Raw genomic sequence first — 20,859 nt, forward strand, 5'->3', positions numbered from 1 at the left:
ACCAACGACCACCACCAACGGCGCATTCGCCGTGCGATCAGTACCCCCGAGGGCTGGCTCCCGGGTTTGACTGAGGCACACGGGAAGCCAGATTGGACCCGTCTGGACTGACGCCGTAACGATCCATCACGTAGTTCATGGATGCTGCGACGTTGGCCACCGGTTCGTAGATGCTCGTCGAGGTTCCCGGCTGGTGGTACCCGGCGAATGTGGTGGGGATGCATTGAGCGGGGCCGCGGGAGCTGTTGGCGGGGGCACCGTCGGACATCTGGGCGCCGCGGGCGTTTGAGTCGGACAGGTTGACGACGCTGGCATTGTGGCCGCTTTCGCGGCCGGTCAGGGTCATGTAGCCGTCGTGCCAACGCTTGCGGGCGACGGGGTCGGTGACGCCTCGGGCGTCCAGGGCGGCGTTGATGGCCTCGGACATCGCTGCCGGGCCTTTGGGGAACGTGCCCCGCCCGGCGAAACTGACTTCACCGACCGGAATCTTCGCCGCCGACGACGCTGGCGCCGCACCTCGAGCGGAGGCTCCTCGCCCCGGCAAGGACCCGGAGGGACCGGGGAGCTTGCCGGCCAACCCACTCCGAGCCGATAGCGAGCTGAGCGGGGACGTCCCACCCATTGCGCCACCCATACCGCCCCCCATCGCCGGCATGCCCATGACGCCGCCCATGGGCATGCCGCCACTCATAGGGGCTCCGCCGTAGCCGCTGCCAGCGGATTTGATCATCGTCGCCAGCATTTGACCGCGTTGTTGGGACTTGGTGAGGAGCGCTTTGGCGCGGTCGAGCTGGCCTTCGAGGTGGCTGACCAGGACCTGCTTACCAGCCGGGGTGTCGGTACTGGGAGCGATCGCATTGACCCCAGACCGAGTGTCGCTAAACACGTTGTTCATCCCGGCACGACCATCGCCGGACTCATTCGACGCCGTGACCACCAGCGGCCCGACCCGATTGTCGGCACCGACCACGTCGCTCAGAGCGGCCACCCCATTGCCACCAGCCAGCTTGTACCCCTCTCCCCCACCGCCCCGCCAACTCGCCAGCACCGAATCCACCGACGCACTCAAATCGGTCTTCAAACTCTGCAACCCACCCGTCGACGGCAACCCCGACGCCGCGGGAGCCTGACCGTACAGCTCGCGGGCACCACCAAGCGCGTGCGCCGTCGCATCAACCAGACCCTGCAAGGACATGACCGGCAGTATCACCCACCACCAGGCCTAACGACCACCACCAGTGGCGAAGTGGGTGGAGTTCGCGACACCATACGACTTCACCGTCGAAGCGGCACGCCGGTGCGGTTTGGGGCTAAGGCGGCACGCTCATAGCGACCGTACGTCCATTGAGAGACGAGGCTGACCCTTTGTGGCCACAGCGCCGATGAAACCAGCTGCGGGGCGGGGCGATGCCGGACGGCTGCGTCATGACCTGCGTGGCGCAATACCCGGAACGACACGCCCACCAAGGTCACTTCGTCCATCTGGTCGGCGTCAGGGCTCCGATCTGCGCCGTTCGTGGACTGACGCGGGAACGCTTTCCACGCGCGGTCGACGTGATCGCGACTCGCAGAACGCGGTTAAGCACGACCAGAGGACGGGTGCGAAATTCGCGCTGAGCGCCCGTGCAAGTTGCAGTGCGCGGCGCTCCGGCAGCGACTCAGCCATGAGCCGATTAACCGCGGTTAATCGGGTACGCAGCGCCTAGCTCATTGGGAGTATCAGATTGAACTCGTAGCGCAATGCCTGCTCGACGAGTGCGCTGCGGGTCCCCGCGCTCCACGCCGTCACGAGACCATCGAGACGCTCGGCATTGGCAGGTGTCACTCCTGACAACACTATGGTGCGCGGCGCAGTGACATGACGGCGTCGGCGGGGCACCGCATTCGATGAAGGTCGTTCGAAGAGCTGGCCCTCCCCCACTGCCGCTGGCTTCTGATGCGTCCACGTAGTCGCGAGTTGCACTGCGTGAGCTTCGATCGCGTCGAGAACGATGGCGCCCATGGTGCGTGCGAGGCCGCGGCGCACCTTCTTCTCAGCTATCTGCGCCCGGTAGAGCTCGTCGTAGACCTCTGAGGACAACAGGACTTCTGGAGGCCGGATGCGCTTTGCGTTCGTAGCATCTGTCACTGTGACGGAAGTCGGTCGACTCGGGGCTTTCGCTCCACCTGCGCCCGAGTGGCGGCGTTCGGATGCCAGCGCCGCCGCTAGGGGGGCCGCTCGGACCGCCTGCGGGGGTTCCGGACGCATCTGCACGTTCGCAGGTTCTAGCTCGTTGAGGGTTGTAGGTGGCGTGGCGGGTGCGGACCGGGCCGTCTTCGCATCGGGGCGCTGCTGCAGCTGCGCCGTCGGCCAGAGATCGTCGAGGTCGTCGTCGATGGCCGTCGGATCAAAGACGGCTTTTGCTTTCTGTCTCGAGGAGTCCTTCATCCGACGCGCTCCTCCATCGTCGTCTCGAACCGTCTGAGGCGGGCCACGATCTCGCGCACCAACTCTTGATAGTCCGCGGCCAGCCCGCTCGGGTCACTGGACCACATCGCCCGGCTGGGGGTCTGCTTGTCCCGCAACCTGGCCAACCGGCTGCGGCGTTCATCGTTGGCCAGTGCCACCAACTCCCCCGCGGTCCTGTGCAGGGTGCGCATGTCGACCGCTGCTGCCGGCGCCGAGCGGATCGTGATGTCGAACGGCGTAGTGCCGCTACCTTCGAGCATCTCGCTGACCTGTGCGAAGACTTCCTCGTTGCGTTTGGTGGCGCGCGGGTTGACGTCGAAGAGCAAGACACCCAGCAGCTGGATCGACGCCCCACGCTTCCTTGCCCGCCAGAACCGTTTGGCCAAGCGTTCAACCCCACCAAGGCTGGCTTGATCGTCCCGGGTAGGGATGAGCAGATAGTTGGCGACCGACAGGTAGGTATCCAGCAGCGGAACGTCCCCCGGCCCGGAGTCGATGACCACTAAGTCGTATGCCTCGGATTCACATAGCGCCGTCAGCTGTGTCTGGAAGTTGGTCCCCATGTCTATGCCGTTCTCCACCATCAGATGCGCGGCCGCGCCGACGACAGCCAACTGAGGTCCACCCGGGACCACGTCGAGGTTGGGTCGAACATCACGCACCGGTGCCAATGGGGCGCCGAATTGCAGCGTCTGAGCCAATGACTGGCCACGGTCGCCCGCTACCCCCAGATCCTCGACCGTGACGTTGGCTTGCGGATCGCCGTCCACCACAAGAACACGACGCCCGCGCTTGCCCGCGGCCGCGATCATTTCGGCAATGGCCGCCACCGTCGTCGACTTACCGACTCCGCCCTTTTGGTTGGCGACCAGGACCACGCGTGTTTGTCCACTCATCGTCATACGCGTCACCGTAGGTCTGCGCGATGGCACGACCGGATTGACACACCCCCGCGATACCGAACTGTGACACACGTGACTGATGTGGCGTGTATGCACCTGTGCTCACCGTCGGACTTCCGTAGGTGGTCCGTTTCGTACGAACGCTCGGCCAAACAGGCTGAACACTGTGCGAGCAGTCCACCGGTGCCTAGGACGTCGATCTCGCGGGTGCCTGACCGACGTCCGTACGTTCCGCTGGCCCAACAATCATCCGAACACTCGTACGTGGTTGCGGCTCATGAGTCCGTCCGGATGTCGTTCGTACGACCGGACGTTGGTGACCCGGTAGGCAAATCGACAGAGTCCCGGGTCTATATGCGGTCATTCGGCCGTGATCCACGCTGGCACAGGGCCGCCACACACCCGGTCACGGCCTGTCGTTAGTTCGTATGCCTGACGTTGGTCGCCCGGCATAGGACCGTGAAACAGTCGTGTCGTCGTCCGCCAGTTACCCGGACATCGCAGGTCAGCGCGTATTGGGTGCAAGGTCGGTGGGGGAGCGACGCCTGTTGGCCAGGAATCGGCACACCAGGTAAGGCGTGGGGCGCGCGCAGCCGCCCCTCCGGTGGCCTCCACCTTCGCCGTGGTACATCGCGTGGCGCTCAATGCAGCAGATGGGAGAGGTGGCGAACGACGCGGGCGCAGCTAGATGTTCGGGAGTAGTGACGGATGCCAGTCGACAACGGACACCGTCCCCTTAGCGCCAGACAGCTCTGAGGCAGTGCTGCGGCGGGTGGAAGCACGGCCACACCGGGCGGGTAGGCAGGGGAGTAGCCGGGCTATCCGCATTCCCGGGCGTGTCCGCGACCGCTTCCGACAGCGGCGAACTTGCAGCGCAAATCGTCAGCTCGCGCCAGGATCGTGTGTACTTTCTGCGGACGCGTGCTGTCGAGGGCGAGCACTTCGCGAGACGTCCGTAGCTCCCCCGCGGCAAGCCCGAGCACCACCATGGTTGCTGGGGTCATGACCTCATCGCGGACGTCGATGGCGAGTTCGTCGATCCATTCTCGGTCCTCGTCGGCCAGCTCGAAACTTCCGGCCTGGATGACCAGCGCCGCGGCTAGCGCTCGTACCTCGTCGCGATGTTGTTCGAGCCAGTGGACTTCGGTGGAGCGACGATGCTCTGCGGAATGTGCAGCTTGGCGCGCGGCGCGGGTGATCTTCTCATCCGGCCGGTCGTAGCGCAGAAGCGCCTCGAGGCGGTCGATGCGGTCGAGCACCCCCTGCTTGCCGACGCCGACCTGCGCGCCGAGCTGGGTGAGGAACAGTCCCCGCGCGCGGCCGGCTTTGAGGAAGTGCAGTTCGCGACGCCGGTCCTCCCACCACAACCAATTATTGAGGGTCAGCGCGTCACAGACATCGGCTTGCAGCACCCAACGTGGAATGTCCGATCCGCTGTATCGCTGCAGGTAATCGAGCACTTCACGGGGGTCGGAGTCCTCCGAGTCAGGCAGAAACTCGCGGTGTCGATCATCGACCTTCGCCCGCCGCCGAGCGATGACCGTCACGGCCCTCGCGGCCTCGGTTCGATGAACCTTGGGGCGAGTTGCCATGCTGTCAGTATTTCACTGACGCATACAATTTCGTCGCGCGCCGGTGTGCGTGTCATACGAGCGGGCCTGCCGCGCCAGCGTTGCTCGACTATAGCGCGGTCCTGCAGTGTCAGGAATGGTCAGGCGGTCGCCGGTGGCCGCCCATGAGGCTGGGTCCTCTCACGGGCGCAGGTCGCCGCGTCGCCAAAGGTCTGATGTCGTACACGCGCGGAGTGGTCGATATGAGCGTCACTGTGACGAAACGTCCGCGGGGGCACCGTCAGAAGGTGTACGCGGCATATGAGCATGGGTCGGTTGCATTGTGCGCCTTGGCGCCGAGTCAAAGGGGTGCTAGGCCCACCTAGTCGCTACGTCGTTTCTGCGGCCTGGCCGATCTTGACCTACGGTCACATGCGGTCACTTGACCCGAGGCCGCTGCGGCCCGGGGTGGCCGATTAACCGCGGTTAATCGGTCGCGGCGCTGCGGCCCGCCGTATGTGCCGACGCACCTTGGGAAGGGTATACCGTGCTGAATCGTCTGACGGGGTTTGCGAGAGCTGACCGGGCTTGCAGCGGTGCGCCAGGGCTGCTGCGACGTCGATGCGCAAGGGTCGCGGAGTTGCGTGGGCTCGACCATCCGTCCGCAGTGCCATTGGCTCACGTGATGCCACGATCAGCGTGTCGAGCGGCCCGGTTCGCCCCCCGACCGTAAGGTAAAAGCGTCACCGAAGTACTCCGCACTTGCCGGGGGAAGCATACGGAAAGGCCATCGATGGCTATTCATGTCCTGCTCAATCAGAAGGGCGGCGTGGGCAAGAGCACCCTCTCGGTCAATCTCGCCGCCGTGACTGCTGACGTTCTCAATCGCGGCGACGATCCAGATGCTAGTTCGCCGGTCCTGGCGCTTTCGGTCGATCCTCAGGGTTCGGCGATCTGGTGGGCTTCCCGGATGAACGATCTTCCGTTTCACATCGCCCAGGCGCACGATGATCTGGCTGGCCTGGCCGCCCTCAAAGACCTGCCCGGGATTCAGCACGTCTACGTCGACACCCCGGGCTGGATCGACCTCAACAGCAACGGTGACGGCTCTGACCCCTTGGGGCGGGGGCCCGCAGCCGATGTCTTACGCGCCGTCCTTGACATGGCCGACCAAGTGATCGTGCCAATCGAGCCCGAACCGCTGAGCTTCGACCCAACCGCGCGCACCATCACCAAGGTGCTGCAACCTCGCGGCCTGCGCTACCTCGTGGTCATCAACAACTGGGATCCCCGCGATGGCCGCTACGACCTCGACCAGACCAAGGACTTCGTAAAGGCTAATGGCTGGCCTCTGGCCAACACCGTGATCCGGCATTACAAGCTCCACGTCCGCGCCAGCGCCGAAGGTCAAGTCGTCACCGAATACCCAGCCAATCGGGTCGCGTTACAGGCACGCGAAGATTTCTACAAACTCGCCCTCGAACTCAACGTCGGAGCGTCACGCTAATGGCTCGCGGACAACGCACCAACCTCGCCGACCTCGTAGCGTCGGTCGGCGACAAATCACCCGTCGACAAGGGACAGCCACCACGCGACGACGTACCCGGACACACCGTGCCCCTGAGCGACCTAACGGCCAATCCTCGCAACCCCCGGGATGACGTTGGCGATCTGGCAGACCTTGCGTCTATAGCCGACATTCAACTTCAACCCGCCCTCGTCGTCAGCCGCGCCGCCTATCTCCACCTTTACCCCGACGACGACATCACCAGCCGCTACGTGGTCGTCAACGGATGCCGACGGTTGGCAGCCGCCCACAAATACGGACGCAACGACTTGGCAATCGTCGTCAACGACGCCGTCGCCCGCGATCGCGTCACGATGATTTCAGCCAGCATCGCGGAGAACGTCGACCGCCAAAATTTCGATGTCATCGAAGAAGCGCGCGCGGTCGAAGCACTGGTCCTTGAGTGCGGGCGTGCCGACGCCGCCGCTGCACGGCTGCACAAGACGGGCGCTTGGGTGTCTCAGCGGCGCGCACTGCTCCACCTCGCACCTGAGTTGCAGACCGCGCTGCGCCGCGGCGAACTCGCCATTCGCGACGCACGGCAACTTGCCCGCGTACCGTTGGCCGAGCAGGTGGCACGGTGGCAGGCGAGTCAAGATCGTCCCAACGGAATGGGGGATGAGAGTACGTACAACAAACGTCCGCCCAGCCGATCACGGGTCATCTCCGCGGCGATTGCCGATTTCGACAGCAAGCCGGAGCAGCTCGCCAACGCGCTGCGCACTTACCTCGGGCCCGACGGCGTACATCGGCTTCGCGACCTCCTCGGGCAAGCTTCCACCTGACAGTCGACTTCTCTGAATCGGTGACCAGCGCCGTGAATATGCCACGCGCAGGCCGAAATCGCCGTTCCGCCATGCGTTTCCCACGGCCAAAGCAAGGTCGCCGAGCGGAACAAGGTTGCGCGGAGGAATTAACACTGGATCGGCCTCCTGCGACGAACACCGCGCGATCGATGATGACGCTACGCCGTGGCTGTTCCGCTGATCAGTAGCGCTCCAAGAACTGGCTAGGGCACACGGGAAGCAATAGTCACACTGTCGGCGAGTGCATCAAGTCGACATCGGGTTCCAGATTAGTGAGATGCACCGGTCACGGAAAACACGCGCACGGCCGTGGATCAGCGGAGCCACTGTGTCATTCTTGCCCGCCGGTGTTGTCGAACGCTAGAGCACGTTGCCGTTCAGGCCGAGTGACACGGCGAGCGGGGTGCTTCGGCGACGCGGTCGCCGACGAGGCTTCGCCTGGCGCCAGCGGCAACCTGGTGCCGACCCCCCTGGCGCTGGCAGGCGTAGCCGACGTCAGCGCAGTCGGACGTCAAACGCGGGCAATGTGAGCACGGAGACTGCATCGGGCCGGTCAAGCGTTGGCCGGCGGCCCGTTAGGCCGCCCGTGCAACGGGACCGTGCGATGCCTCCGGCGGGTCCGTCGGCCGCTTCCTCTTCCGCCACGCTGACCAGTCTCAGAAGACGGCAACTAGCTGCTCGCTACCGTCCAGTCGCGGGGGACACCCCAAGCACGACGCGACCGAAGGGTTGATCCGCTTCGTCTCGGGCTGCGACTCCTCACAACCGCTTTATAGGTTGCTGCTACCGGTCTTGTGAATCACTCGTCGGCTCGGCCGTCTGACGTGAGCGAACTAATGTCGTCGGGAGTAAGCATGTGGCCGAGGATGCTCTGAAAGTTGTCCGCGGCCTGGGCAAAGCTGCTGGCGGAGCTTCGGTACTGGTTCGCGATTGACCAGTGCCGATCGGTGAGGGCTCGGTAATCGTCTACGAGGCCAGCGGTGCTATCGCTCGCCTGTTGGAAGTCTTTGACTGCGCCTAGCAAGATCGCCTGGTTGGCTTGGAGGAGGCGGTTCGTTTCCTGCGCCGAGGCTGCAACTGCCCGTGCTTGAGCTTCGGCCTCATGAGCGCGCGCCTCGGCGGCGCGCGAGAGTTCGAGTTCACGCTGAAGATCAGCGATGGTGTCGGCAAGGCCACGATCATGACCGCTTCGCACACCGGTTCGAGGCTGGGCGAGCTGATCGGCGTAAACGTAGTAAGTGCGTCGCTTGGCGACAAGATGCGACCCACCTTCGATTGCTCCTGCTTCGACCAGCTTCTTCACCGTGCGCCAGTCTTTGCCCAAAATCTTCGCCGCTTGGGACAAGGGCACGGTGGGCCGGCCGGGCTGGGCGCCGGAGGACGACGAATTCAACTGGCCTCCCGCTCCTGCTGGCTTGACTCTGAGGCATTGAGTATAGCCCCACCGATCGACTGACGAGACGGCGTGAAGTGCAGTTATGCTGTTAATACCATCATTCGTCGGAATCGCCGACACGCGGGTTCCGTTCCAACGTGGCGAGCAGCCGTCGCGCTAAGGTGATCGTGTCGGTATTTACGACATAGGAACAGTAGAGCCTGCTATTGCAGTGGGCGTTCAGAGGCGAAACGGAGCAGCGATCATGGCGAAGACGACTGCACAGGCCACGCCTGCCCGCCGAATCCGGCCCGACTGGCGGAGCAGGGAAGTACGACCGTCGAACAAGGTCGTCGCACGTCGCGTAAGCGAGGACGATCACCAAGCCCTCAAACGGTTCGCCGAAGCGCACGGCACCAAGATCGCCGAGATGATCGCACCGGCCGTGGAGGAACTCATTGAACAGGCGCGCGCGTTTTGCCGCGAGATCGACGTGCAGGATCAGGAGATGACGGCGAAAGCCTCATAGCGGACGAGCAGTCGCAGGCTTCGTTGCACGGTACCTCGTTTGTCACGCAACGATGCGGCCGCCCAATAGGTCGGCGACGAGTTCTATCGCGTGGAGTTCGTCGCCTGAAGGCTCGGCGTCAGGTGGCCCCGTAGCTAGAACCGCACTCAACCATGCCGCGTAATCCGGGTCGGCTGGCTCGGTGTGTTGGGCGCTGGCACCGAACACACAAGGCCTTGTTTCAGTAATAGGTAGTGACTGTGCCCGTTGCTCCTCACGCTCGCAGAGCCAGGACCGCCAAGCCGCTCGTTCCTCCCGGTGCTTGGCAAGTCGGGCACGCCGTGTTTCGTCCAAGTGGTGTCGATCGGCGATATCGTCCAAGGTATGTGTTCCTGGGCCGATGGTGCCCCTGCCGGTGGACGTGATCAAGCCGGCGGTCTGTAGGTCGGCAATCATCGCGTCACCGGTCGCCCGAACGAGCGTCGCCGCGGCGTAGACGTCCGCTCTGTCCGTCAAACCGTGGTGTGCCACGAGTTCGTAGACCCGGCGCAGATGATGCCCAAGTACGACCCACGCATCGTGCACCGGTTCGATCCGGACTCGCTCGGAACGTCTCATGTCGGAATGAACGACATTCTGGCTCGTCAACGCGTAGACGTCGGGTTCGGTGCCTATGTGCTGGCGAACCAGGATCAATGGCGAGCCGGGCCGATCTCGCAGGTCGGCTAGCACTCGCCAAATCGTGTCGTCGCTCAGCAGGCCGGCGCTCAACGACAAGCTTCGGCCGCCGACACCCACCACCCAAGTACCGGATCGTTGCTCTCCCGCCACCAGGGCATGGAAGGCAACTGCCTGCAGCACCGCGTGAACCGTCCACCGGTAGCGCTTGCCGGCGTACTCCCCGTCTGCCCACGACAGTGCGTTCGCCAACCACACCCGGAGCTGCAGCGGTCCTCTGTACCCCCGCTGCCCCCCCTGTGTGTAGTTTCTCTTGTGCCGCGGGGGAGAGGATGAAACTACGTTGGTGATGAGCCAGTCAGTGGCTCTTGTGACGTCGCGGGCCAGAGCTACGTCTGCGCGTTGGCCATAGCGGCGGTAGGCGGCTCCGAGGCCATGTTCCCAGGGCCCGCCGGAGGCGATCATGTCGCGCAAGCTGGACAGGCTGTGTCCGCGAGCGATGGCTTGGGTCACCACTGACATGCGGGCTTCGTGGTTGGACTGCCATGTCGGTCGGGTAGGGGAGATGATCGCGCGAGTGGCGTAGCCGAGGACGTCTGGAGGTAGGGGGTCGTTGCGCACGTAAGCGGTTGCAAGCCTGCGGTTGTCGCCCTCGCCGTCGGTGTAGACGCGGTGGTCAGCGGGCGTCTCTGCGGGGGCGGGTTCGCCGCGTCGGGGTGATGTCCGGTCCTTGAGTGCGCCAAGCAGCATGCTGAGCCGCGGCAAGAGGTCGGCTTCCGATCTGGTCGTGAGCGCTTCCATGGCGTAGCCCAGGTCGCCGTCGAGTTGGCGATGCCCGCCTTCACGACAAGGGCTGCCCGGCGGGGTCATACAGCCGGTGTCGGCGTTCGTATTGGGAGTGATGTCCAGTGTGGGGAGGCGTGCGGCCAGGAGGCGGACGATCGGGACCATTTCGTCAAGTGACGCTGACGTGCCAATCGCCAACGGGCAGAGCAAATGGCCGCCACCGCTCGTCGAGCGGTCGGCGATGACGACGCCGCCGCACTGGGTGAGCCACGAAGTCGCTGCGGCCATGTCTGCCTCGACAGCGTTGCGTCCATAGCGCTTTGAATCGAAATCGAGCCACAGCAAGTGAGTGCGTCCGCGGTTGTATAAGTACACCGCCGACGGTCGGGTGGGCAGCCTGTCGGTGCGTTTGGCAGTGTCACTGAACTTCTTGGTCTCAGCGCTCCATACGCGCATACGCGAGCGACCCGGGGCGGCGACGAGCGGCGCAAGGCGCTTCCACACCAATTCAGGGGTAAGCCGTGCGGAGTGGAAGGACGTCGCGCCGGAATTGGCGAACGTGGTCACGGTCGGTCTGCCGAGTGGGGTTGCGCGGCGAAGGGTCCCGTATGCCGGCAACCTCTTGTGCGCGCAGTGGTTGCTGCGCTATTGCGGCTCACAAGGGTGTCCTTTATCCTGGAGCCGGACACGCCGCTCGTAGAGCGACGTGACTGACCCCAAAATCGGTTGGAGAATTCGGTTGTGGTGGTTGTGGTGAACTGAAGTTGGCCCTTCGGTTCACCTTTCGAGATCCCCGCCTCGGCGGGGATCTCGTCATTTAGACGCTGGCGACTCCTGTCTAGCCAGGCCATGCAGGGCCCCCATGGCACTGCGATGGATGTGTCTGGTGGTTCTCATGGTGCAGTCGAGTTTGTCACAAGTGGTCGGATTAACCGACCAGACACGCCTGGCGCGCTGCACAATTCTGCGGCGAGTGTGTTCATTCAGATGCGGCGTTCCTGAGATGCGTGCGCCAGGTGACAGCTCGGCGGCGTCGGAGACTGCACCGCGGGTTGAGCGAAGATTCGATGTCGAGCGGGTGAGTGCCAGACGACGTGATCATCGCATACGCACGCCGGAAGCTCGGCGGAGAAGGGCTAGCAGTCCGGGCCGCCGCGTTTCATCGACAAGCGCTGCTGGCCGTGTCGCGGCGGCACGATGCTCGCATTTTTTCATGCTCGGTCGACCGCGGGGAGTTTTGCGATAAGCGGTGCTGCTCAACTGGTGTCGACAGTGCTGCAGCCTCGTCTCACACGCTGTTTCGAGAAGCGCCGCATCGCGCTGGTCCGTGAGGACACGTGATTGGAGCAGAGCCCGACACCCCGTGAAGGCCTGATGATCCTGCGGTGTAGGCACCGCGATCGAACACGAATGTGGCTCTGGTGGTGGACCCTTGCCCGACACCGCTTCTATCGTCCAAACCATGAATTCTTTGGTGGCGCATCTGCTGGCTGCAATGCTCGCCGACGCAGCTGACCAGCTGTCCGGCACACCGCCCAATGCTCAGGTCTCGGTGGCGGATAGAACGGTGTCGTGCTGTGGAGGGTCAGGGGCGGGTGTCCGCTGATGGCAGCCGCGGCCGAGGTCGTCGCAGCGATCGACCACATCACGCGCTACAAGCCGGACTGGCGCGGAACCCTCAACGACGCGGACTTCAACGCGCTCAACGACATGTATCAACGCGCGAAGCACCATCCCGAGGAGTGGCTGGCCAACCGCGACCTGCCGACAACCCTCGACGACAAGTACCTAGGGGCCCTGCGGCTGGACAACCCCACCTTGTTCAACGGGGCTAAGCCCGTCGACCCGCCCGGTGCCCCACCGGCGACGCAGCCCGCGAGCGTGGACGCCCCGTCGGCCACTCCCGGCCAGACCCCAGCCTCAGCGCCGACTGATGACGGCTTCTCGGGGCGGGCGGCAGACGCATCGCAACGTGTCGATGATGCGTTGGCCAAGAACAAAACGGCGCTGGCCGAGGCCGACGAGGAACTCGTCGATGCAGTTCTGGGCGCCAAGACCGGTTCCGAAGAGGGCAAGGCGCAGCTGCAGGCGTTGCAGTCCGCTCTGGTCGACCAAATCCACAAGCTGGGACCATCTTTGGACACCCCGGCCGGGCAGCAGCAGCTCAACGACTTCCTCCAGGGCAAGGCCCAGGAGATCCTGGGCATCGTCAAATCGTCGGGAATGGACGCAGAGTCCAAGGCCGAGGTTCTCGACGCGCTCTCACAGCGTTACGACTCGGTGAAGGACTCCGCGGGCACGGGCATGGGTAACGGCTCCGCCGACCCGGCCGCCTCGGGCGACAACGGTCAAAATGGTAGTGGCACAGTCAGTTCAGCGGCACCTGCGCCGGCTGACGCGGGCGCCGGTGCCGGGGATCCCCTGGCCAACGACCCCCTGTTGAGCGGTCTGGCTTCGGATCCGTTGATGGGCGGCCTGGGCGGCCTGGCAGGCCCGGCGATGGGTGCACTCTCAGGGCTTCCGGGCGCCATGGGCTCGATGATGCCCGCAATGGGTGGAGGAATGGGCGGCGGACTGCCCTTGGGTGATCTGGGTGGTGCGATCGGCGGCGCGATCAAGGAAGCCTCCGCGCGCGCTCCGGAGCACCCTGCCGATGCGCTCAGGGACGACCCCTTGGCCGACAAGCCCGACGACGACCCCTCCGAGGCAAGCAGGACAGAAGACAAGGGCGGCGAGGAAGCTCCTGCCGAAGACGAGAAGGATTCGCCCGCGGCCGAACCGGCAGCGGCCAAGCCTGGTGAGGGGGAGCAGCCGCAGCCGGTGGCGGCCGAAGCCGGGCAAGTGCCACCACCTCAGCCCGGCCCGGATGTCTCGGTGAAGCTGCCCGACGGCTCGACCGCGACTGCCGATAGCCCGCAGCTGGCCCACGCTGGGCGCTTGGTCGTCGAAGGTGCCAGCCTCGACGACGCGGCGGGACAGGCTCAGATCACGGTGCTGCCGCCAGGGGCCCCGGTGAACGAACCGGTCTCGCCGAGTCAACTCAAGCTGATGGACTACGCCCAGTTCACCGACCATCGAGTGATGGCCCTCGGTAGCGGCAAGGTCTGGCTGAACGGGCAGGTCACCCCTGTCGAGGAGATGCCGACCGGACCGAACTTCCTGGGCTGGGCTCGCCCGCAGGTTCAGACATCCCCGGCAGCAACGGTGCTGGCGGGGGCCCACTAAAGAGGTGTCTCGGCACCCATGAGAACGGGGTTAGGTTATGAGCGTGGTATTTGAGGTTGATCCCGCCGAGCTGCGTCGTCGTGCCGAGGTGCACGCGCAGGCCATCGACCAGATCGTGGCGGCTCGCGCGGACAACGAGCGGATGACTAGTGAGGCGCAGACATTGGGTCCGCTGTATCACCAGGTCAAGGCATCGGTTAACGATGTCGCCCGCAGGCGGGATGCGGCGTTGGCCAGCGAGCAGCGGCGGCATGAAGAGATGCGGGAAGCCTTGCTCGCCTCGGCCGCCGAGTACGAGCGGATCGAAGCCGAGAACCGTGCACGCCTGACCATGAGATCGTTTGGAGCGTAGGGGGATTGATGGTGGAGTCCGCGCAGCAGACCACGGTGGAGGTCTTCGAGGCCACCAGCCGCGATGAGTCCATCATCGTCAGTGTCGACCGGCGGGGCGCCTCGGTTGGCGTGCAGCTCGAGCCGGAGGCGATGGACGTCGCCGATGAGGAGCTGGCGGCGCGGATCATCCGACTGAACACCCTGGCCTACTTGCGGTCTCAGCTGGAGCTTCGCTTGGAGATGGAGCGTAATCACGTGGAGAACGTAGGCCCGTTTCTGCCCACCGAGGACCAGGTGGCCGCGTTCGCGACGACCATCGACTTCTGACCATCGACTTCTAAGGGGGAGACATGCCAAGCAGCGGGGGGCCGCGTCTTGACGTGTCGTACGGCGGGCTATCCACCGTTGCGGCGACGCTGACGTCGGCCGCCGGCAGTTTGGCTGCGCTCGCTGCGGCACCTCCAGTCCATGCACCGTTGGCCCCAGACGAGGTGTCGACCACCGCGGCGGCTCGCCTCACCGAGCACGGGGGAGTACTGTCCAGCCGGGCATCTGACGGTGCAGCAGTCCTAACCGCGGCCGCGCAGGCTGTTGCCGCGGTGAGCACCAACATGGCCGAGATAGAGGCCGCGAACGCGGCATCGCTCGTCGTTGGTGGGGGACCGGCGGGACCAGTGGGCGGGCCGGTCACTCAGGCGGCGGTCAAGACCAACGCCGTGGCACCAGAGACACCGATCTCCCCCATGGCCCCGCGTCCCGGCGAGGCGACCGCCGGGCTCATCGAAGCCGGGAGCAGCGCCACCGGTTCGACGTTTCACACTTCGTGCCGCGCCTACGAGAGCGCCTTCGAGGCGTGCGCGGTCGCGGCCCGAAATGCCGAGAGCGCAGTCGCTGCGGGCATCACCGGGCGGACCGGGCCACAGTTGTCGGCGGCGCTGAACAAGTTCGCGTCGTGGGCTGAAGAGATGGCGGCGCACTCGGCCACCGTCGCCCGGGCCGCCCACGACCACGGCGGCCGTTTCGATCGCACCCAGCAGGAGACGCCGCGTACCCAGCAGTTCGCTGATACCCGGCAGTCGATGACCCGGGCGCAGATGCTGATGATGCAGACCGGCGGTCTAATGGGCTCAGAGCAGTACGTGCGGTACGGAAGCCACCTTCAGCAGCTCGATACGAAGGCGACCACGGCTGGAGTGTCCTACCACCTCGCCGAGCTACCCCAAGCCCCTCCGCCACCGCCGCCGGTCACCGACATCGTGAACGACGGCGCGAGCGCCCCCAGGGAGGGCTCTGGCCACCCGGGCGAGCGCAAGCCGGGCGAAAGTGACGAGCAGCAGGACACGGGAACCTCGTCCGAGGCGGACGCGGCATCCAGTGCCACCGCAGCCGACCCGTTGGCGGATCCAGCAGCTGACCCCCTGCTGGCCGGCGGCGAAGGTGCTTCGCCGATGGGTGGTGACCCGATACAGCAGGTGCTGCCGATGGCGGCGATGATCCCCTCAGCGCTGGCGGGTGCGCTAGGCGGCGCCATGGGTGCGGTGACCAGCGTCCCGCAGCAGCTCATGGGGGCTGCCCAGCAGGTCATGCAGGGTGCTGCGACGAGCATGCAAGAGGAACCCGACCTCGGTTTGGACGACCCCCTCGACGATGCAGGACTGACCGACTTCGAAGGCGGCGGCCTGGGCAGTGGCGGGGGCGGCGGCGGAGGTGGCGGCGGCATGGAGCCAGCCGGGCTGGATACATCGCTGCCTCCAGGCGGTGGCGCGCTGGCCGCCGCGTCGGCCCCCACTGGCGGGCTGTCGGCACTTCCGACCGCGAGCGGGGCGGTGGGCACGCCCTCCGGGACAGCGGGTGTCGGCATGGGCGCCATGGGCGGGATGGGAATGATGCCCCCGATGGGCGGCATGGGTGGCGGCGGCGGCGGAGCTGGTGGTGACCGTGCGAAGCCACCGCCGGACAAGACCGTGGTGATCCCGTCGATTCCGAACGGAGAGCCGGTCAAGGGTGAAGTTGAGCGGCGACAGACGGTCAGCGTCGACAACGCCGCCGCATCCAAAGCCGCCACCGGTCACCAGCCAGCGCCCGGACGCCCGCGCCGCCGCATCACGATGCCACCTGACAGCGAAGGGGATGCGAAATGACCGCAGCCTATGAGTCCGACGCCGAGCTGGTCGCCCGCAACGTCGCCACCATCGATCGAGTGCAGCAGACCCTGCGCGATCTGCGGAAGAAGTGGGCCAGCATCAACGTGCACATGGAAAGCGCCAACGGCGATGTGCAGCTCTCGGTCAACCACCAGGGGCGGCTGATGTCGTTGTCGCTGGCCCCAGGGTGCACAACCCGGTACACCAATGAGGGGCTCGAGCGAGTGATCAGCACGACGCTGCAGGCCGCCGTTGCCGAAGCCTGCGCCGAGTTCGACGAAATCGAGAGGAACGCTGAGCAGGCAACGCTGGAGGCTGCCCACCTGATCGGCGATCTGTCCTAGTGAACGCGCTGTGCTGGATCGTCGTGGCGAATCGGCTTGTGCCGGTGGCCACATGTCGTGTGTCGGCGTTACGGTTGATGCATGAGTGAGGGCACGTCGCCGCAGGTCGGACCCGCTACGGCGGGTCCGGGCTCGCCGTGGGCCCCTCCCCGTGGCCCGGAGCAGCCGCCGACGGGCGGACTCCCTCCTAGCGGTTCAACTGGCGTCCTTCCGCCTTATCCGCCTCAGCCGCAACCCACCTACATGCCACCGCCGCCGGCCGCCCCGCCGCGCGAACGCACCCCCAAGTCGGTGTGGGTGCTATCAGGTGGTGCGGTGGCCCTCGCAGTGGCAGCGGTGGTGATGGGTGCCCTTGCGTGGACCCGGCCTGATCCAGCACCGATCACCACGACGGTGACGCCCTCGGCGCCCACCTACAGCGCGCAGGAAGTCGACGCTGCTCGCGACGAAGCCTGCGCGGCAGCGAAATCCGTGGTAGCCGCGGTGTACGAGGCCTCGGTTCCGTTGGTCGCGGCGTTGCCCAACCGGGACAGCCCCGAGTACAAGGCTGCACTGGCCAACGAGCAATCCGTGGTCTTGGTCGAGATGGAGTACCTGCGGCTCCACACCCCGCCGGCCACGCCGCGCGACATCGCAGACCCGATGAACGACTACATCGACGCCACGTTGGGCGTCCTGGCCGCCGACACCAGTGGCCAGGACCGCAACCTACCCGCCCAGCAGGGCCAGACGGCAATGGACAAAGTCCATGCCGCCTGCCAGAAGTAAAGGGGAAATCCAATGCCAGCGGTAACCAAGCCCTTCACCCTCAAGCCCGCCGAGGCTCAGGCTGCGAACGCATCAGCACCGGCACTGGTCGCCGAGACCGCGGCCCAAGCGCCTGCCGGTTCAGCGTCGTCGACCGCGGCAGCGAACTGCGTGGCCCGGCCGATGTGGGCACCGCTGGCTGAGACCGTTGCCGAGGATGAGGTGATTCGCCAGGGCCTCAATGCTGGCGGAGGCCGGCGCATCGCGAGCATCTATCAACGCAAGACCGAGTACGTGATGAACATGGCGACGATCGACCAGGAGAACCGGCAGGCGCTCACGCTCCTACCGAGCGGCGGGACCGTGGCGGTATGACGATGTACGCGAGGTCGACTACTCAGTCGACCCCACCACTTGGTGGTCCACCCGCGACTCCCACCCTCGCAGGTGGACCCCCAACTCGGCGGCCGCGGCGTGCTGGAATCTTCGCCGCCGCAGGGGCATTGGTCACCGCTGCGGTGGCGACGGCGGCAACAGCCGCGGCGCTCGCCAACCCAATCACACCGGCACAGCACACCGTTAACGTCGTGCCACCACCACCAGCCGAGTACAGCAGCGCCGAAGTTCAAGCTGCGAAAGTTGCCGCATGCGCGTCATGGGATGAGGCCGCCCGGGCGCTAGCTCTGGCGGGGAAGGTGCGCGCCTCGCTCGCTGAATCAACTGGCGGTTCGAGCCCCGGGACGCGGAATGCACGGACGAGCGAAAAGCTAGTCGCTACATCCCAGATTGCGTATCTCCGCAGCCAGACGAGCGATGCCACGCCGCCGGAGCTGCGCAAGCTAATACAGGAATGGACCGCGGCCCAGATCGACAGCTTTCACGGCGCAAACGTCCGAGACTGGAACTCATCGAACGCCGCGCGCGACCGGGGGAACGATCTTGTGGATGTGATAGCCCCCGCGTGCGGGTTGCGCTGATGCCTTCGGTTGGGGGACCGGCGGAATCGTATGGCCCGCTTATCGTTACGCCGGACATGGTGCCGCCTGACCCCGCGCACTGGGACGCCCAGGAACTGACGTACCGAGCCGGCGCCCAGGCATGGAATGGTATTCACCAGCAGATCGTGCAAGACAACGCGGCATTCCGAGATGCAGCTGACGCAACGGGTTTCGACAAAGCGCACGAAGCCGGAGCACTGCTGGCCGAGGAAGCCAAGACAATCAGTGAGTGGCACGACGGCGTAGCGGCGAAGTGCAACGGAATCGCCGTTGTGTTGCGGGAAACTGGCGCAGCACAGGACCAGTTGGTGCGCGACGCAGACGCCAAGATCCAGTCGGCGAAGCTGCCGGGGGAGCGCGAGGCCCTGGTGACGCAGTACCACATGCAGGCCCGCACCCAGACCGGTTGGGGTGTCGAAGCTGCGATGGCGCTACACACTTCCTTTAAAGGGAGCACCGAAAACACCCGCGCACTAGACCTTTTGACCAGATACGGCGACGTCCCGAACAGCCCAGCGATTCAACCCGTCGACAACACATCGCCAGGCATCGTGCATGAGGATGACCCGTGGAAGAGCCCGCGAGATATTGGCAGCGCGGACAAGCCAACCGAAAAGCCGCCGGCCGACGCCTCGTCAGGCGCCTCGGCTACCCAATCTGGAGTTGAGCCTGGGATCAAAGCGGCCGCGGGCGGCGACGAAGGGATCAGGGCGGCGGCCGGCGACGGGATCACGACGGCGACCGGCCCGGTCACTCAGGCGACACCTGGCGCCACCTCGCCGCGCGCAGCGGCCTCACCGCTGAGCGGGGGCAGTATGCCGTCGATGGGCGGTATGGGCAGCGGTGGCGGCGGAGGCATGGGCTCCGGTGGAATACCGACGATGCCGGGCGGTCTTGGAAGTGGCGGCATGCCAGGGATGGGGTCGAACCCGCTGGGTAGCGGGATGGGCCAAACGCCCGCTGCGGGAAGCGGGTTGCCGAGCGCCGGTGGGTTGCCCGCCTCGAGCACAGGCGCTGGATCGCCTGCTGCAGCGTTTACTCAGGGTCTTTCGACCGGAGCCGGTATCGGTGGTGGGATGCCCGCGGCTCCGCCGCCGGCGCCACCGAGCCCGTCCCCGGCGTTGACGGGCGGCGGGCACGCCGTTCCCGCTGCACCGGTGTCCGCCGCGCCGGGCGGTGGAATGTCGCCAGCCGCAGCTCAGCCAGGCATGGTGGCCCCGGCCGCTCCGGCCGCAGCTCCTACCGGGGCGGGAATGGGCACCGGCGGCGGTGGCGCACCTATGATGCTTCCGCCCGGTTCGATGGGACCCCCGCCGGGCGCTGCTCCGGCCCCCGCGGCGACGATGCCGGCGGGAACGATCGGCGCCGGTAGCAGCACTCCATCGGCCTCACCATCGCCGTCGAGCGCTGGCGGCGGTGCGACCTTGATTCCGGCGAGCGTGGTCGCAGCAGGGCAGACGGCTGCGGCACGCGAACGGCGGGAATCGGCCGACGCGGCGGCCGCCAAGGAGTTGACGTGGAAACTTCAGCACGCCGCGCAAGCGGTCAACTACCCAATTGAGTGGGCTGTGGGTGTCTTCCGCTCACCGAGCGGCACGGAAACCGTCGTCACCTCCAACGACGGGGCGAGCTACATCCCCGCCGGCGTCTTCATCCCCCGGTCGGTCCGCGTGCTGGCGACTGATCCGTTGGTGGACGACCTTTTTCGGCAGCTGTGGTTCGGCTGGTCCGATCCGGCACGCGTCCTCATCGAGTACGCGCAGCTGCGCGCGGAAATGGGCTGGCGCCTGGTTGCCGCAGCGACCACCGGCCCAGTGACTGCCTTGCGCGATGCCGCGGTGGAGCATCCGCCGGCCTGCACGCGACAGACGAATCCCCTTCTGCAACCTGGGCAGCAGGTCGCCGCTCCGGGTTTGGACGGGATGCACGAGCACCGCCTGGCGGTGCTGTGGCCGGATGTGTACCCGCGGCTGATGCGCGTGATGGACGCTGACCCGATGTTCCAAGATCGGATCGTCGCGGCCGCGAGCGCTCTGCTGATGAACTCGGCTACCACCCAGGCCCAGGCCGTGGACGGTGGCATCCCCAATCCCGTTCGCCAGATTTGGCTGACCCGCGGCGGCGATCGCGATCCGAGCCCGCGGCAATGGGCCGAGTACGACGCGGCAGCCAAGGACTTCAACACGATCACTTCGATATTCCGGCCAGGGTTCGTCGGCCAGAGCGATCCGAGCGAGACCATCGAGGAGCTGGCACGCTACCGCGCGCACTGGTTGGTGGCGCGCACCGCTGAGCTGATCGGCGGCTGGGCCACGCGCCCGCTGCCTCTACCCGACATGTGTTATGCCGCAGCGGCGGCGGGCAACGTCCATATCCGCGATCTGATCGTCGAATCGCTTGCGAGCGTCGAAGAGGATCTTCTCCACGCTGTATGAACACGACCGAGC

17 protein-coding genes are annotated in these 20,859 nt (G+C 65.8%); 11 read left to right on the top strand and 6 right to left on the bottom strand.

The window, feature by feature from the left end; all coding sequences use genetic code 11:
* Positions 1-37: 37 nt before the first annotated feature.
* From G6N61_RS01430 to G6N61_RS01445, 4 genes are all read right to left on the bottom strand, one after another.
* On the bottom strand, positions 38-1,195 hold the full coding sequence (locus tag G6N61_RS01430) for a lysozyme family protein (RefSeq protein ID WP_163916532.1): 1,158 nt from the start codon (positions 1,193-1,195) through the stop codon (positions 38-40).
* A 507-nt stretch (positions 1,196-1,702) separates the two neighbouring features.
* The gene (locus G6N61_RS01435; RefSeq protein ID WP_163916534.1) at positions 1,703-2,428 is read right to left on the bottom strand and encodes a hypothetical protein; all 726 of its coding nucleotides are present in this window, start codon (positions 2,426-2,428) and stop codon (positions 1,703-1,705) included.
* On the bottom strand, positions 2,425-3,351 hold the full coding sequence (locus G6N61_RS01440; RefSeq protein ID WP_163916536.1) for a ParA family protein: 927 nt from the start codon (positions 3,349-3,351) through the stop codon (positions 2,425-2,427). The genes G6N61_RS01435 and G6N61_RS01440 overlap by 4 nt, the downstream gene beginning before the upstream one ends.
* 818 nt (positions 3,352-4,169) lie before the next feature.
* Positions 4,170-4,943 carry a hypothetical protein gene (locus tag G6N61_RS01445; RefSeq protein WP_163916538.1) on the bottom strand — a complete coding sequence of 258 codons (774 nt, stop codon included), beginning with the start codon at positions 4,941-4,943 and terminating at the stop codon, positions 4,170-4,172.
* A 751-nt stretch (positions 4,944-5,694) separates the two neighbouring features.
* On the opposite strand from G6N61_RS01445, the gene G6N61_RS01450 reads away from it, so the two are divergent.
* A complete protein-coding gene (locus G6N61_RS01450) occupies positions 5,695-6,408 on the top strand; it encodes a nucleotide-binding protein (protein ID WP_163916540.1) in 714 nt (237 codons plus the stop codon).
* Complete coding sequence (locus tag G6N61_RS01455; RefSeq protein ID WP_163916542.1) at positions 6,408-7,253, top strand: ParB/RepB/Spo0J family partition protein; 846 nt, start codon at positions 6,408-6,410, stop codon at positions 7,251-7,253. The genes G6N61_RS01450 and G6N61_RS01455 overlap by 1 nt, the downstream gene beginning before the upstream one ends.
* Before the next feature lie 820 nt (positions 7,254-8,073).
* Here the strand turns inward: G6N61_RS01455 and G6N61_RS01460 are convergent.
* Complete coding sequence (locus tag G6N61_RS01460) at positions 8,074-8,667, bottom strand: hypothetical protein (protein WP_163916544.1); 594 nt, start codon at positions 8,665-8,667, stop codon at positions 8,074-8,076.
* Positions 8,668-8,914: 247 nt separating this feature from the next.
* Here G6N61_RS01460 and G6N61_RS01465 point away from each other — a divergent pair, with 247 nt between their 5' ends.
* On the top strand, positions 8,915-9,178 hold the full coding sequence (locus G6N61_RS01465; protein WP_163916546.1) for a YlcI/YnfO family protein: 264 nt from the start codon (positions 8,915-8,917) through the stop codon (positions 9,176-9,178).
* A gap of 42 nt (positions 9,179-9,220) precedes the next feature.
* On the opposite strand, the gene G6N61_RS01470 is transcribed toward G6N61_RS01465, so the two are convergent.
* On the bottom strand, positions 9,221-11,077 hold the full coding sequence (locus G6N61_RS01470) for a hypothetical protein (protein WP_407666238.1): 1,857 nt from the start codon (positions 11,075-11,077) through the stop codon (positions 9,221-9,223).
* A 1,149-nt stretch (positions 11,078-12,226) separates the two neighbouring features.
* Here G6N61_RS01470 and G6N61_RS01475 point away from each other — a divergent pair.
* The 8 genes from G6N61_RS01475 (at position 12,227) to G6N61_RS01510 (ending at position 20,847) form a co-directional block, all read left to right on the top strand.
* Complete coding sequence (locus tag G6N61_RS01475; RefSeq protein ID WP_163916550.1) at positions 12,227-13,846, top strand: DUF4226 domain-containing protein; 1,620 nt, start codon at positions 12,227-12,229, stop codon at positions 13,844-13,846.
* A 37-nt stretch (positions 13,847-13,883) separates the two neighbouring features.
* Positions 13,884-14,198 (top strand): type VII secretion target, encoded by a 315-nt coding sequence (locus G6N61_RS01480; protein ID WP_163916552.1) that lies wholly within the window; start codon positions 13,884-13,886, stop codon positions 14,196-14,198.
* Positions 14,199-14,233: 35 nt separating this feature from the next.
* The gene (locus G6N61_RS01485; RefSeq protein WP_235887097.1) at positions 14,234-14,506 is read left to right on the top strand and encodes a DUF2694 domain-containing protein; all 273 of its coding nucleotides are present in this window, start codon (positions 14,234-14,236) and stop codon (positions 14,504-14,506) included.
* A 23-nt stretch (positions 14,507-14,529) separates the two neighbouring features.
* Positions 14,530-16,320 carry a hypothetical protein gene (locus G6N61_RS01490; protein WP_163916556.1) on the top strand — a complete coding sequence of 597 codons (1,791 nt, stop codon included), beginning with the start codon at positions 14,530-14,532 and terminating at the stop codon, positions 16,318-16,320.
* A complete protein-coding gene (locus G6N61_RS01495; RefSeq protein WP_163916558.1) occupies positions 16,317-16,667 on the top strand; it encodes a YbaB/EbfC family nucleoid-associated protein in 351 nt (116 codons plus the stop codon). Before G6N61_RS01490 ends, G6N61_RS01495 begins: the two co-directional genes overlap by 4 nt.
* A 315-nt stretch (positions 16,668-16,982) precedes the next feature.
* A complete protein-coding gene (locus tag G6N61_RS01500; RefSeq protein WP_235887098.1) occupies positions 16,983-17,435 on the top strand; it encodes a hypothetical protein in 453 nt (150 codons plus the stop codon).
* Between the two features lie 12 nt (positions 17,436-17,447).
* Complete coding sequence (locus G6N61_RS01505) at positions 17,448-17,789, top strand: hypothetical protein (RefSeq protein WP_163916560.1); 342 nt, start codon at positions 17,448-17,450, stop codon at positions 17,787-17,789.
* Between the two features lie 601 nt (positions 17,790-18,390).
* Entirely contained in the window at positions 18,391-20,847 is a 2,457-nt protein-coding gene (locus G6N61_RS01510; protein WP_163916643.1) for an EspK C-terminal domain-containing protein, read from the top strand.
* The last annotated feature ends 12 nt before the right edge of the window (positions 20,848-20,859 follow it).

The organism is Mycolicibacterium arabiense, from assembly GCF_010731815.2.
Classification (GTDB): Bacteria; Actinomycetota; Actinomycetes; order Mycobacteriales; family Mycobacteriaceae; genus Mycobacterium; species Mycobacterium arabiense.